Raw genomic sequence first — 13716 nt, forward strand, 5'->3', positions numbered from 1 at the left:
GCCGCGTAACTGCCGTGCTTACGCGGGCAGGTTCAGCTTGACCGCGGACTGAAGGAGCTCCGGCTTGGTCCAGTCATTGCGCTGTCCCGCGTACGGCGTGCCGAACACGGTGGTGCCGACCAGGAGTTGCTTCCTGGTCCCCTCGGGCACGGTCACCGGGATCTCGGTCCCGGACGGGGCGGTGACGGTGACGGTGTTGCCGACGCGGTAGGCCGTGACCTTGCCGTTCGCCAGGGCCGTCTGCCAGGCGGTACGGCGCTGCAGCTCGGTGCCGATCGCGCTCTGGCGGGGGTTCTGCAGCGGGGTGTTGTCGGCGTAGATGTCCCGGTAGTCGGAGAGCACCTTGTCCAGGACCGGGTACAGGATGCGGTCCTCGGCCAGGTTGGACTGGTGGACGTAGTGCGGGCGCGGGTCGTTGCCGATGGCGTGCCCGAGCGCGGTACGCGCCTCCAGCGGGACGATGTAGTCGGCGTAGCCGGTGGCGGTGTCCAGCGGGGCCGGCATGCAGGTGGACGTCGCGTTGTTCTCGCAGAGGCCGCTGCCGCCGTCGGCCTTCGAGGTGTAGATCCAGTTGTACTCGTCGGCCATCTCCTCGGCCTTGCCGGCGTTGTAGTAGACGTTCATCGGGTAGCGGGGGACGGTCATCACGCCGTTGCCGACCGAACGCTGCTCGGGCTCACGGGAGTTGTCGGACCCGGTCCACCTGACGCCGTTCGCGGAGAGGGCGCGCGCGAGGTTCGGGTTGTCGTCGGGCTGCTGGGGCAGCGTCCTGAGACCCGAGTGCTCGCCGGTCACCAGCTCGGTGCGGTCGGTGGAAAGGCCGTGGGAGGCCGCCCAGTTGTTGTTGTTCGAGATCTCCGCGGAGATGTCGGCCCGGCTCACGTACTTCGTCGAGCCGTCGGCGTTCTTCGAGCAGGTCCAGGGGACGGTCGTGGTGTCCTGGACGCAGCCGAGGAACAGGTGCGTGTAGGTGTGGTTCATCCAGCGGAACTTGGCCTTGTCGGCGAGCAGCCGGTCCGTGAGGGCGTCCGTGCCGCCGTTCTCGGCCTTCCACTCCTCCCCCGCGCCCGCGTTGAAGACCATGTCGAGCGTGAACCCGTGGTCGGCCTCCCACTGGGCGGCGTAGGCGGCGTCGTCCGCGGTCATACGGATCGGCGTGGTGGTGTCCTCGCCGTTGCTGCCCGCACAGTCGATGTCACCGGGCGTGCAGTTGAGCTGGGAGTCCCAGCGCGCGTCGGGCGCGAAGACGTCGTCGACGTGGACGGAGAAGTAGTTCCTGCTCTGTCCGAGGTGCACGCCCTGGGTGAGCCATTCGACGATGCCGCGCGCCAGGACCTTGAACTGCTTCTGGTACTGGTTGTACGCGAAGGTCACCACGAGTTCGCGGCGCCCGTCGTGGGCGTACTGCCCGAGCATCGAACCGCCGGTGGGCGCGTCCAGGTAGCTGGTGAACCCGTCCCTCGGGTGGGCCGCGTAGCCGTAGGTCTCCTGGACCGCCGGGTCGTTGTCCTCGAAGGTCAGCGGTCCGTCGAGGTAGCGGAACGGGCCGGCCGTGCCCGCCGCGGTGATCTGGGTGCGTGCGCCGTCCAGCACACCGGCCCAGCCGCCGTTCTGGTCGGTGTAGTCAAGACCGACCTCCGGGTGTGCCCAGGTGTAGGCGTCCACCTGGGGGATGCCGAACGTCGTTTCGTACGTCTCCAGTGCGGTCTGTTCGGCCGAACCCGGGCCGAACGGCGCCTCGTTCGGCAGGACGACGCCCTGGTACTTGGCGCGCGGGACGCCGTTCACGGTGTCGCTCAGGAACGTCGCGCTGATGGTCGGGCGGCTCGCGTCACCCAGATTGACGGTGGTGTACGGGACACCGGAGTTCTTCAGCTCCGCGGTGATCGCCCCGACCTGGCCCGCGCCGTTGTCGACGACGAGGACCTTGAGATCGATCCGCGGCGTCGCTGCCGCGGATGCGCCGGGTGCCCCCACTCCCAGCGCCAGGAGTCCGGCGGCCCCCAGGACGGCGGCCGTCCCTCTCCACCGATGCAGACTCTGTGCCATGTGTTGCGCCTCCCCCTCGGAGATCCCCCACGGGTGGAAACCATGGGGAATCTGTGGAAATCGTGCAAATCAGTGAGCGGCATGCCCACTGGAACACGATGAGTGTGTCTCAGGTCACCAGGAGTGAGGGGCGGGAATCCAGCACGGCGCCACTTGTGGGTGAACGTCCGTAGAAATGAGCGAAACCCGACCCCGAGCGTAGGCTCGTCCCGGGTACTCGCCCGCCCTGTCAGGGGCCCCCGGCAAGGACCGCCCCCGAGGACGGATCTAGGGTCAGCCGTCGGGCCCGGTCGACCCACCCCTCTCGGCCACACGAACTTCAATGGAAGCGGAGATCTCACCACCGTGACTGCTCTCACTCTCAGCACCGCCGCAGCGTCAGGTCTGCGGGCCGACGCGATCGTCGTCGGTGTCGCGAAGGGCCCCAAGGGCCCGGTCGTCGCACCGGGCGCCGAGGCCGTGGACAAGGCGTACGACGGCGGGCTCGCCGGAATCCTGGAGACCCTCGGTGCCTCCGGGTCCGAGGGCGAGGTGACCAAGCTGCCCGCACCGTCCGGATTCAAGGCCCCCGTCGTGGTGGCCGTCGGCCTGGGAGCGGTCCCCGAGGAGGACGCCGGCTTCGACGCCGAGGCGCTGCGCCGCGCGGCCGGTGTCGCCGCCCGCGCGCTCGCCGGCGCCAAGAAGGCCGCCTTCGCGCTGCCGATCCAGGACGCCGCCGACGCCGGCGCGGTCGCCGAGGGCGCCCGCCTGGGCGCGTACGGCTTCGACGCCTACAAGGAGACCGGCCGGGGCGACGCGGCCAAGAACGGCAAGGGTCCGCTCGGCGAGGCGGCGCTGCTCGGCGGCAAGCCCCGGGACGCGGCGTACAAGGCGGCCGTCGCGCGCGCCACCGCCGTGACCGAGGAGCTCAACCGCGCCCGCGACCTCGTCAACACCCCGCCGAACGACCTCAACCCGGAGTCCTTCGCCGCCGTCGCCACCGCGGCCGGCAAGGAGCATGGCATCAAGGTGACGGTGCTCGACGAGAAGGCCCTGGCGAAGGGCGGCTACGGCGGCATCCTCGGCGTCGGCGCCGGAGCGGTCGCCGGTCCCCGCCTGGTGAAGCTGTCGTACACCTCCGCCAAGGCGACCAAGCACCTCGCCTTCGTCGGCAAGGGCATCACCTACGACTCGGGCGGCATCTCGCTGAAGCCCGCCGGGCACAACGAGACGATGAAGTGCGACATGGCCGGCGCCGCCGCGGTCTTCGCCGCCGTCGTCACCGCCGCGCGCCTCGGCCTGGAGGTCAACGTCACCGGCTGGCTCGCGCTCGCCGAGAACATGCCCTCCGGCTCCGCCACCCGTCCGGGTGACGTGCTGCGCATGTACAGCGGCAAGACCGTCGAGGTCCTCAACACCGACGCCGAGGGCCGGCTGGTCCTCGCGGACGCGCTGTGGAAGGCGTCCGAGGAGAAGCCGGACGCGATCGTCGACGTGGCGACCCTGACCGGCGCGATGGTGCTGGCGCTGGGCAACCGCACCTTCGGCGTGATGGCCAACGACGACGCGTTCCGCGCCTCGATCGTCGAGGCCGCCGAGGAGGTCGGCGAGGAGTCCTGGCCGATGCCGCTGCCCGAGCACCTGCGCAAGGGCATGGACTCCCCCACCGCGGACATGGCCAACATGGGCGAGCGCATGGGCGGCGGCCTGGTCGCCGGTCTGTTCCTGCGCGAGTTCGTGGGCGACGGCATCACCTGGGCGCACCTGGACATCGCGGGCCCCGCGTTCAACGAGGCCGGCCCGTTCGGCTACACCCCCAAGGGCGGCACCGGTTCCGCGGTCCGCACCCTGGTCCGTCTCGCCGAACTGACGGCGGCCGGCGACCTGGGCTGAGCCTTCGTACGGCGCACGGCCCCGGGCGTTGACTCGCCCGGGGCCGCTCGTATGGCCGTACGGAGGTTTCGCCCTCGACGAAATCCGCAGGTTCACCCGGCTCCGCACCCCGTCGACGTGATGGATCAGACGTCCCACACACCGGCCCGGCGTCTCGCTCGCCCTCGACAAGTGCGAAGATGGGTTCTCGGCAGGACAGGGCCCCCACCACAGGGCCGTTGAAAGAGCGGCCGGACACCAGCCGACCGACCGGTCAACCACCCGTAAGGGACAAAGGTGCCCGGCGTTACGGCGCACATGCATGGAGGACGTGACGTGGCGAACGACGCCAGCACCGTTTTCGACCTAGTGATCCTCGGCGGCGGTAGCGGCGGTTACGCCGCGGCGCTGCGCGGAGCGCAGCTGGGCCTGGACGTCGCCCTGATCGAGAAGGACAAGGTCGGCGGAACCTGCCTGCACCGCGGGTGCATCCCCACGAAGGCCCTGCTGCACGCGGGCGAGATCGCCGACCAGGCCCGCGAGAGCGAGCAGTTCGGCGTCAAGGCCACCTTCGAGGGCATCGACGTACCCGCCGTCCACAAGTACAAGGACGGGGTCATCTCCGGTCTGTACAAGGGTCTGCAGGGTCTCATCGCGTCCCGCAAGGTGACGTACATCGAGGGTGAGGGCCGTCTGTCCTCCCCGACCTCCGTCGACGTGAACGGGCAGCGCGTCCAGGGCCGCCACGTGCTCCTCGCGACCGGCTCCGTGCCGAAGTCGCTGCCGGGCCTGGAGATCGACGGCAACCGCATCATCTCGTCCGACCACGCGCTCGTCCTGGACCGCGTGCCGCAGTCCGCGATCGTGCTCGGCGGCGGTGTCATCGGCGTCGAGTTCGCCTCGGCGTGGAAGTCCTTCGGCACCGAGGTCACGGTCATCGAGGGCCTCAAGCACCTCGTCCCGGTCGAGGACGAGAACTCCTCCAAGCTTCTTGAGCGCGCGTTCCGCAAGCGCGGCATCAAGTTCAACCTGGGCACCTTCTTCTCGAAGGCCGAGTACACCCAGAACGGTGTCAAGGTCACCCTCGCCGACGGCAAGGAGTTCGAAGCCGAGCTCCTGCTCGTCGCCGTCGGCCGCGGCCCGGTCTCGGCCGGTCTCGGCTACGAGGAGCAGGGCGTCGCGATGGACCGCGGCTACGTCCTGGTCGACGAGTACATGCGCACGAACGTCCCGACCATCTCCGCCGTCGGCGACCTCGTCCCGACGCTCCAGCTCGCGCACGTCGGCTTCGCCGAGGGCATGCTGGTCGCGGAGCGGCTGGCCGGTCTGAAGACCGTTCCGATCGACTACGACGGCGTCCCGCGCGTGACGTACTGCCACCCCGAGGTCGCCTCCGTGGGTATCACCGAGGCCAAGGCCAAGGAGATCTACGGTGCGGACAAGGTCGTCGCCCTGAAGTACAGCCTCGCGGGCAACGGCAAGAGCAAGATCCTCAACACCTCGGGCGAGATCAAGCTCGTCCAGGTGAAGGACGGTGCCGTGGTCGGCGTCCACATGGTCGGCGACCGCATGGGCGAGCAGGTCGGCGAAGCCCAGCTGATCTACAACTGGGAAGCGCTGCCCGCCGAGGTCGCTCAGCTCATCCACGCCCACCCGACGCAGAACGAGGCGCTCGGCGAAGCCCACCTCGCCCTCGCGGGCAAGCCGCTGCACGCGCACGACTGATTCGGCTCCGGCCGATCCGTCGGCCGCCGGCTGTCCCCAGTCACCGCGTCGAGCAGGGCGCGACGACGACCACAGACTTCCGCACCTTCCCCTGGCGCTCGATTCCGGTCGAGCGGGGGAGACCCCAATAAGGAGCAACAGAAACCATGCCGGTTTCCGTAACCCTTCCGGCACTCGGTGAGAGCGTCACCGAGGGCACTGTCACTCGCTGGCTGAAGGCCGAGGGCGAGCGCGTCGAGGCCGACGAGCCGCTGCTGGAGGTGTCGACGGACAAGGTCGACACCGAGATCCCCTCTCCCGCCGCCGGCATCCTGGCGTCCATCAAGGTCGCCGAGGACGAGACCGTCGAGGTCGGCGCCGAGCTGGCCGTCATCGACGACGGCACGGGCGCGCCCGCCGCCGCCCCGGCTCCCGCCGCCGCCGCCCCGGCTCCCGCCGCCGCCGAGGCTCCGGCCCCGGCCGCCGCTCCGGCCGCTCCCGCCCCGGTCGCCGCGGCTCCCGCTGCCCCGGCCGCTCCCGCCGCCGCCCCCGCCGCTCCGGCCGGTGGCGCCTCCGGTACCGACGTCGTGCTGCCCGCGCTGGGCGAGTCGGTCACCGAGGGCACCGTCACCCGCTGGCTGAAGGAGGTCGGCGAGGAGGTCGCGGAGGACGAGCCCCTGCTCGAGGTCTCCACGGACAAGGTCGACACCGAGATCCCCGCGCCGGTCGCCGGCGTGCTGCTGGAGATCGTCGTCGGCGAGGACGAGACCGCTGAGGTCGGCGCCAAGCTGGCCGTCATCGGCGCTCCGGGTGCGGCTCCGGCCGCTGCCGCGCCGGCCGCTCCGGCGGCCCCCGCGCCGGCTCCGGCCGCCCCCGCCGCCCCGGCTCCGGCCCCCGCTGCGCCGGCCGCTCCGGCCGCCGCCGCCCCGGCTCCGGTCCAGCCGACCGCGCCCGCCGCTCCGGCCCCCGCGCCGGTGGCCGCGCCCGCCCCCGTCACCCCGGCTCCGGCGCCCGCCGCGACCGCCGGTGACGACGGTGCGTACGTGACCCCGCTGGTGCGCAAGCTCGCCGCCGAGAACGGCGTCGACCTCGCCGCCGTCAAGGGCACCGGCGTCGGCGGTCGTATCCGCAAGCAGGACGTCGTCGCCGCCGCGGAGGCCGCCGAGGCCGCGAAGGCCGCGGCCACCGCTCCGGCACCGGCCGCCTCCGCTCCGGCCGCCTCCGCCAAGAAGGCGCCGGTCCTGGAGGCCTCCCCGCTGCGCGGCCAGACCGTCAAGATGACCCGCATCCGCAAGGTCATCGGCGACAACATGGTGAAGGCCCTGCACGAGCAGGCGCAGCTGTCCTCGGTCGTCGAGGTCGACATCACCAAGCTGATGAGGCTCCGCGCGCAGGCGAAGGACTCCTTCGCGGCCCGCGAGGGCGTCAAGCTCTCCCCGATGCCGTTCTTCGTGAAGGCGGCGGCCCAGGCGCTGAAGGCCCACCCGGCCGTCAACGCCCGGATCAACGTGGACGAGGGCACGATCACCTACTTCGACACCGAGAACGTCGGTATCGCGGTGGACTCGGAGAAGGGCTTGATGACCCCGGTCATCAAGCGCGCGGGCGACCTGAACATCGCCGGTATCGCCAAGGCCACCGCCGACCTGGCGGGCAAGGTCCGGGCGAACAAGATCACTCCGGACGAGCTGTCCGGCGCGACCTTCACCATCTCCAACACCGGCTCGCGCGGCGCGCTCTTCGACACGATCATCGTGCCGCCGAACCAGGTCGCGATCCTCGGCATCGGTGCCACGGTCAAGCGTCCGGCCGTCATCGAGACGGAAGAGGGCACCGTCATCGGCGTCCGCGACATGACGTACCTGACGCTGTCCTACGACCACCGTCTGGTGGACGGCGCCGACGCGGCCCGTTACCTGACCGCGGTCAAGGCGATCCTGGAGGCGGGCGAGTTCGAGGTCGAGCTCGGCCTGTAACCCGCACCGCTCGCACGCTGACACGGCACCCCCGTCCGGAGCTCCGGACGGGGGTGCCGTGTATCCGGGACGCCCGGGTTGTCGCGGTCACACGGAGGCACGAATCCGGACATCACCGGGTACGGGCCCGTACGCCCGGGAACACTCTGACAGCGTGTAAGTCTCGTCTCACCTGCGGGAAAGCGCCGCCATGCACCCCTCACCGACCGGGGCACGGCCTTATTGTCTAAAGGTCAAACGCCCTCCCGAAGGAGCCTTCATGACCGCGCCCGTCGTCCACTCGCTGCGCGAACAGATCCGCGAGCACATCGTGGAGGGGATCGTCAGCGGGCGCTGGAAGCCGGGCGAGCGGATCGTGGAGCGACGGATCGCCACCGAGCTGGAGGTCAGCCAGACCCCGGTCAGGGAGGCGCTGCGCGAGCTGGAGTCGCTGCGGCTGATCGAGTCGGCGCCGAACAAGGGCGTCCGGGTGCGGAATCTGACGGCCGCCGACCTGGAGGAGAGCTACCCCGTACGAGCCGGCCTGGAGGCCATCGCGGCGGAGCTGGCGGCCGACCGGCTGGCCGAGGACTGCTCTGCGCTTGAACCCCATGTGGCGGCGCTGTACGAGGCCGACCGGCTGGCCGACGGGACCGGCCAGGTGCGGCACACCGTGGGGTTCCACCGCGAGCTGGTCCGGGCGGCCGGGAACTCCGTCCTCCTGCACACCTGGGAGGGCCTGGGCATCGAGGTCTTCACGGCCCTGTCCATCCGCTGGCTCGGAACCGTGCAGCAGTCGTACGCGGAGGAGCACGAGGCCCTCGTGGACGCCTTCCGGCGGCGCGATCCACTGATCGCCGACCTCGTGAAGGCCCATGTCCTCGGCTGCGCCCCGCGCCCGTGAGGGACGGCCGGACGGCACCGGCGCAAGGGAGCACACCCGCGCTCAAGCGTGCTCCCACCTGCGAAAACCGTCGATTTTCAAGGCACCCGGTGCCTGGCTTCAAGGCACCCCGTGCCGACTTTCCGATCTGAAGAGAATTTCCCTTGGATTCCTTTGATCGATCATCGATCAGGGAGTTACAGTCACCGACGGGCTCCTACAAGAGCCCGCCGCCCTGTCCTGCCATAGACCAAGGGCACCCCCGAACACCCCTTGCCGATGAGGGAACCCCCCTCCGCATCCGGAAGGCGGCGCAATGACCGACCCCACCGCAATCCAGCCGAGCGAGCTCGACCAGCTCCCGGACCGCGACCCCGAGGAGACCGCCGAGTGGCAGGCCTCCCTGGACGCCGTCACCCAGGCGGCCGGGCCGCACCGTGCCGCGTACCTGATGCGCCGCACGCTGGAGCGCGCCGAGGGCAACGGTCTCGCGCTGCCCAAGCTGCTCGAGACCGACTACGTCAACACCATCCCCACCGCCGCCGAGCCCACCGTGGACGGCGACGAGGCGATGGAAGCCAGGATCACCGCGTGGAACCGCTGGAACGCGGCCGCGATGGTGACCCGGGGCGCGAAGCACGGCGTCGGCGGCCACATCGCCACCTTCGCCTCCGCGGCCTGGCTCTACGAGACCGGCTTCAACCACTTCTTCAAGGGCAAGGAGGGTGACGGGTCCGGCGACCAGCTCTACATCCAGGGCCACGCCTCCCCCGGCATCTACGCCCGTGCCTTCCTCGACGGGCGCCTGACCGAGCACCACCTGGACAATTTCCGCCAGGAGGCGGGCGGCAGCGGCCTCCCGTCGTACCCGCACCCGCGCCGGCTGCCCTGGCTGTGGGAGTTCCCGACCGTCTCCATGGGCCTCGGCCCGCTGTCGGCGATCTACCAGGCCCGCTTCAACCGTTACCTCACCAACCGCGGCATCAAGGACGTCTCGGCGTCGCACGTGTGGGCGTTCCTCGGTGACGGCGAGATGGACGAGCCGGAGTCGACGGCGGCACTCGCACTCGCCTCGCGCGAGGGTCTGGACAACCTGACCTTCGTCATCAACTGCAACCTGCAGCGCCTCGACGGCCCGGTGCGCGCGAACTTCAAGATCGTGCAGGAGCTGGAGGCCCAGTTCCGCGGCGCCGGCTGGAACGTCGTGAAGTCGCTGTGGGGCAACGCCTGGGACGAGCTGTTCCAGCTCGACACCACGGGCGCGCTCGTCCGCCGCCTGCGCCAGGTGCCCGACGCGCAGGTGCAGACGTACCAGACCCGCGACGCCGCCTACATCCGCCAGGACTTCTTCGGCGCCGACCCGGCGCTCGTCGAGATGGCGAAGCTGCTGAGCGACGACAAGATCCTCGAGTGCTTCCACCTCTCGCGCGGTGGCCACGAGGCGCGCAAGGTGTACGCGGCCTACCGCGCCGCCCTCTCCCACAAGGGCGCGCCGACGGTGATCCTGGCCCAGACGGTCAAGGGCCACACCCTCGGCGAGGGCTTCGCGTCGAAGAACGCCAACCACCAGATGAAGAAGCTGTCGACGGACGAGTTCAAGCAAATGCGTGATCTGCTCGAACTGCCCATCTCCGACAGCCAGTTCGTCGACGGCGTGGTGCCGTACGGCCACCCGGGCGCCGACTCTCCCGAGGTCCGTTACCTCCAGGAGCGCCGCGCGGCCCTCGGCGGCCCGGCCCCGGCCCGCCGCACACACGCCCTGGCCCCGCTGCCGGCCCCCGCCGACAAGACGTTCGCGTCCTTCGACAAGGGCTCCGGCACCCAGAACCTGGCGACGACGATGGCGTTCGTCCGGCTGGTCAAGGACCTGGTCCGCGACAAGCAGACCGGCCGGCGCTGGGTGCCGATCGTCCCGGACGAGGCCCGTACCTTCGGTATGGAGTCGCTCTTCCCGTCGCTGGGCATCTACTCGCCCAAGGGCCAGACGTACGAGCCGGTCGACCGCGACCAGCTCATGTACTACAAGGAGGCCGAGGACGGCCAGATCCTCAACGAGGGGATCACCGAGGCCGGCTCCATGGCGGACTTCATCGCCGCGTCCACCGCGTACTCCACGCACGGCGAAGCGATGATCCCCTTCTACATCTTCTACTCGATGTTCGGCTGGCAGCGCACGGCCGACCAGATGTGGCAGCTCGGCGACCAGCTCGGCCGCGGCTTCCTGGTCGGTGCCACGGCCGGTCGTACGACCCTGACCGGTGAGGGCCTGCAGCACGCCGACGGCCACTCCCCCGTCATCGCGGCGACCAACCCGGCGGCACTGTCCTACGACCCGGCGTTCGCGTACGAGATCGCGGCGATCGTCAAGGACGGTCTGCGCCGGATGTACGGCGAGGCGGCCCCGGGCGAGGACCCAGACGTCTTCTACTACCTGACCGTCTACAACGAGCCGATGCCTCAGCCGGCCAAGCCGGCCGGTCTCGGTATCGACGAGGGCATCCTCAAGGGCCTGTACCGCTTCAACACGGCGGAGTCGGCGGGCCTGAACGTGGCGGCGGCGAACGCTCCGCGCATCCAGCTGCTCGGCTCCGGCACGGCGATCCACTGGACCCTGGAGGCCCAGCGGCTGCTCGCCGAGGAGTGGGGCGTGGCCGCCGACGTGTGGTCCGCGACCTCCTGGACGGAGCTGCGCCGCGACGCGCTGGAGGCCGACGCGGCCCTGCTGCGCGGCGAGGAGCGGATGCCGTTCGTCCGCCAGGCGCTGCAGGGCGCCGAGGGCCCGGTGCTCGCGGTCTCCGACTACATGCGCCAGGTCCCGGACCAGATCGCGCAGTGGGTCGAGCAGGACTGGTCCTCGCTCGGTGCCGACGGCTTCGGTCTCTCCGACACCCGCGCGGCGGCCCGCCGCCACTTCGGCGTGGACGCGCAGTCGATCGTCGTCGCGGCGCTGGCGCAGCTCGCCCGCCGCGGTGAGGTCAAGGCGTCGGCGGTGAAGGAGGCCCGGGAGCGCTACGGCCTGTAGTGCACGGGGGTTGAACCCGGAGAAGGGGTACGGCGGCCGCCGTACCCCTTCTCGGTCTTTCCGGGCGCCGTTGCGTGGCGGTCTGCGAGGCACCCTCGCGCGGCGGCCTTACGCGGCGGCCCGGCGAGGTCGGCCGCCCCGTCTCCGCGTTGTCAGTGGTGCCCGGCATCATGAACACATGCGTGCTGCTCGTCTGATCAAGATGGTGCTGCTGCTCCAGGCCCGCGCCTCGATGACCGCCGCCGAGCTGGCGCGGGAGCTGGAGGTGTCCGAGCGCACGATCACGCGGGACGCGCAGGCGCTGTCGGAGGCGGGGGTCCCGGTGTACGCGGACCGGGGGCGGTCGGGGGGCTACCGCCTGGTCGGCGGGTACCGGACACGGCTGACGGGGCTCGCGCGCAGCGAGGCGGAGGCGCTGTTCCTGAGCGGGGTGCCGGGGGCGCTGCGCGAGATGGGCCTTGAGGACACCGCCTCGGCGGCGCGGCTCAAGGTGTCGGCGGCGCTGCTGCCCTCCGTTCGGGACGCCTCGCGCACGGCGGCGCAACGGTTCCATCTGGACGCGCCCGCCTGGTTCAGCGAGCCGCGGACGCCGGAGCTGCTGCCCTCGGTCGCGGACGCGGTGTGGGACGACCGCCCGGTCCTCGCGCGCTACCGGCGGGGCGAGGCGGAGGTGGAGCGGGCGCTCGAACCGTACGGGCTCGTCCTGAAGGCGGGCGTCTGGTACCTGTGTGCGCGGGTCGCGGACGCGGCGGCCTTCCGGGTGTACCGGATCGACCGATTCACCGCCGTCGACATCGGTGCGGAGCGGTTCCGCCGGGACGACGGGTTCGACCTGCCCGCGTTCTGGGAGGAGCGGGCCGAGGAGTTCGCCCGGTCCGTCCTGCGGTCCGAGGTCGTCGTACGGCTGTCCCCGGAGGGCGTACGACAGCTGCCGTACGTCACTGATCCCGTGTCCGCGAAGGAGGGGCTCGGCACGTCCGGTGCCCCCGACGGACGGGGCTGGGTGACCCTCACGCTCCCGGTCGAGTCGGAGGAAGTCGCCCGCATACAGCTGCGGGGGCTCGGGCCTGAGGTGGAGGTGCTCGCTCCGGCGGTCCTGCGGGCGCGTTGCGCCGCGGACGCGGCCGAATCGGCGGCGCTCTACCGGTGATCGCGGGCCCTGTGGAGCCGCTTCCCGCCGCCCGCTTGAAATCCGTACGAACCCGGCGGTTTTACCTTCGGCATGTGCATGCATAACAATCTGCGCCACTCCACGTGCGTCCCTCCCGCCCAGGACCGATGCTGGACCCGTGATGGACGAGACGGAGTTCTGGCAGCTGGTGGACACGACCCGCGAGACTGCCGAGGGCGACCCCGAGGAACAGGCCGATCTGCTCGTCGAGCGGCTCGTCCAGCTGGACCCGGACTCCGTCCTGGACTTCGCCCGGCACTTCGAGTCCCGCTACAACCGCGCGTACCGCTGGGACCTGTGGGGCGCGGCCTGGGTACTGCTCGACGGTGCCAGTGACGACGCCTTCGACTTCTTCCGGTGCTGGCTGATCGGCCAGGGCCGGGAGGTCTTCGAGGGCGCGATGCACGACCCCGACACGCTCGCCGAGCTCCTGGAGGACTTCGACGAGGAGATCGACGGCGACGGCGAGGAGCTGGGCTACGCGGCCGACGAGGCCTACGAGCAGCTGACCGGTGCCGTCGCGCCCGCCCTGGGCATCCCGGCCGCGGCCGCGGAGCCCGAGGGCACCCCGCTCGAATTCGAGAACGAGTCCGTCATCGCGGAGCGCTACCCCAAGCTGTGGGAGCGGTTCAGGGAGGACTGACGGGACCGACGGGACCGGCAGGAGCGGCAGGAGCGGCAGGACGGGCGGAAGCGGCTGCGGAACCGGCCGCGGAGCGGTCGGCCTCGCTGCGGGAGGGGCCGGCCGGCGTCTCAGGTGTCGCCGGACCGCTTCCAGGCCGCGGTCCGTTGTCGGCCGAGGTCCGAGGGGATGTACGCCTGCGGCTGTTCGGCGCGCACCGTGTGATGCATCGGGGCCGCGTTGGCCTGGTCGAGCGCGGACGCCGTGACCGCCGCCGGGCCCAGCACGACCGTCGCCATCGCGCAGACCACCGCCCACGGGCCACGCGCGCCCTTCGCCCTGCCGCCGGCAGGTTCCCCCGCCCTCCCGGCGTCCTGCGCGCCCGCGATGCGCCGCGCGTGCGCCCCGCTCCCCGCGTGGCCCGCGGGCTCCGTCCGACTGAGCCTCATGATCCCCACC

General features: G+C 71.1%; 9 protein-coding genes. 7 read left to right on the plus strand and 2 right to left on the minus strand.

All coding sequences use genetic code 11. The features are described from left to right. Positions 1 to 18: 18 nt before the first annotated feature. The gene (locus ACZ4N5_RS10795) at positions 19 to 2049 is read right to left on the minus strand and encodes a hypothetical protein (RefSeq protein WP_467756760.1); all 2031 of its coding nucleotides are present in this window, start codon (positions 2047 to 2049) and stop codon (positions 19 to 21) included. Positions 2050 to 2394: 345 nt separating this feature from the next. On the opposite strand from ACZ4N5_RS10795, the gene ACZ4N5_RS10800 reads away from it, so the two are divergent. From ACZ4N5_RS10800 to ACZ4N5_RS10830, 7 genes are all read left to right on the plus strand, one after another. Then, complete coding sequence (locus tag ACZ4N5_RS10800; protein ID WP_467756761.1) at positions 2395 to 3921, plus strand: leucyl aminopeptidase; 1527 nt, start codon at positions 2395 to 2397, stop codon at positions 3919 to 3921. A 315-nt stretch (positions 3922 to 4236) separates the two neighbouring features. Beyond that, on the plus strand, positions 4237 to 5625 hold the full coding sequence (gene lpdA, locus ACZ4N5_RS10805) for a dihydrolipoyl dehydrogenase (RefSeq protein ID WP_467756762.1): 1389 nt from the start codon (positions 4237 to 4239) through the stop codon (positions 5623 to 5625). A gap of 146 nt (positions 5626 to 5771) precedes the next feature. Then, the gene (sucB, locus tag ACZ4N5_RS10810) at positions 5772 to 7580 is read left to right on the plus strand and encodes a 2-oxoglutarate dehydrogenase, E2 component, dihydrolipoamide succinyltransferase (RefSeq protein WP_467756763.1); all 1809 of its coding nucleotides are present in this window, start codon (positions 5772 to 5774) and stop codon (positions 7578 to 7580) included. Positions 7581 to 7839: 259 nt separating this feature from the next. After that, complete coding sequence (locus ACZ4N5_RS10815; RefSeq protein ID WP_467756764.1) at positions 7840 to 8463, plus strand: GntR family transcriptional regulator; 624 nt, start codon at positions 7840 to 7842, stop codon at positions 8461 to 8463. A gap of 295 nt (positions 8464 to 8758) precedes the next feature. Continuing rightward, on the plus strand, positions 8759 to 11464 hold the full coding sequence (gene aceE / locus ACZ4N5_RS10820; protein WP_467756765.1) for a pyruvate dehydrogenase (acetyl-transferring), homodimeric type: 2706 nt from the start codon (positions 8759 to 8761) through the stop codon (positions 11462 to 11464). Positions 11465 to 11642: 178 nt separating this feature from the next. Next, the gene (locus ACZ4N5_RS10825) at positions 11643 to 12614 is read left to right on the plus strand and encodes a helix-turn-helix transcriptional regulator (protein WP_467756766.1); all 972 of its coding nucleotides are present in this window, start codon (positions 11643 to 11645) and stop codon (positions 12612 to 12614) included. 142 nt (positions 12615 to 12756) lie between these two features. After that, positions 12757 to 13278, plus strand: coding sequence for a DUF4240 domain-containing protein (locus tag ACZ4N5_RS10830; protein WP_261708527.1), 522 nt, complete (start codon positions 12757 to 12759; stop codon positions 13276 to 13278). 110 nt (positions 13279 to 13388) lie between these two features. On the opposite strand, the gene ACZ4N5_RS10835 is transcribed toward ACZ4N5_RS10830, so the two are convergent. Continuing rightward, complete coding sequence (locus tag ACZ4N5_RS10835) at positions 13389 to 13706, minus strand: hypothetical protein (RefSeq protein WP_467756767.1); 318 nt, start codon at positions 13704 to 13706, stop codon at positions 13389 to 13391. Positions 13707 to 13716 lie beyond the last annotated feature (10 nt).

The organism is Streptomyces sp. NPDC026500, from assembly GCF_055567635.1.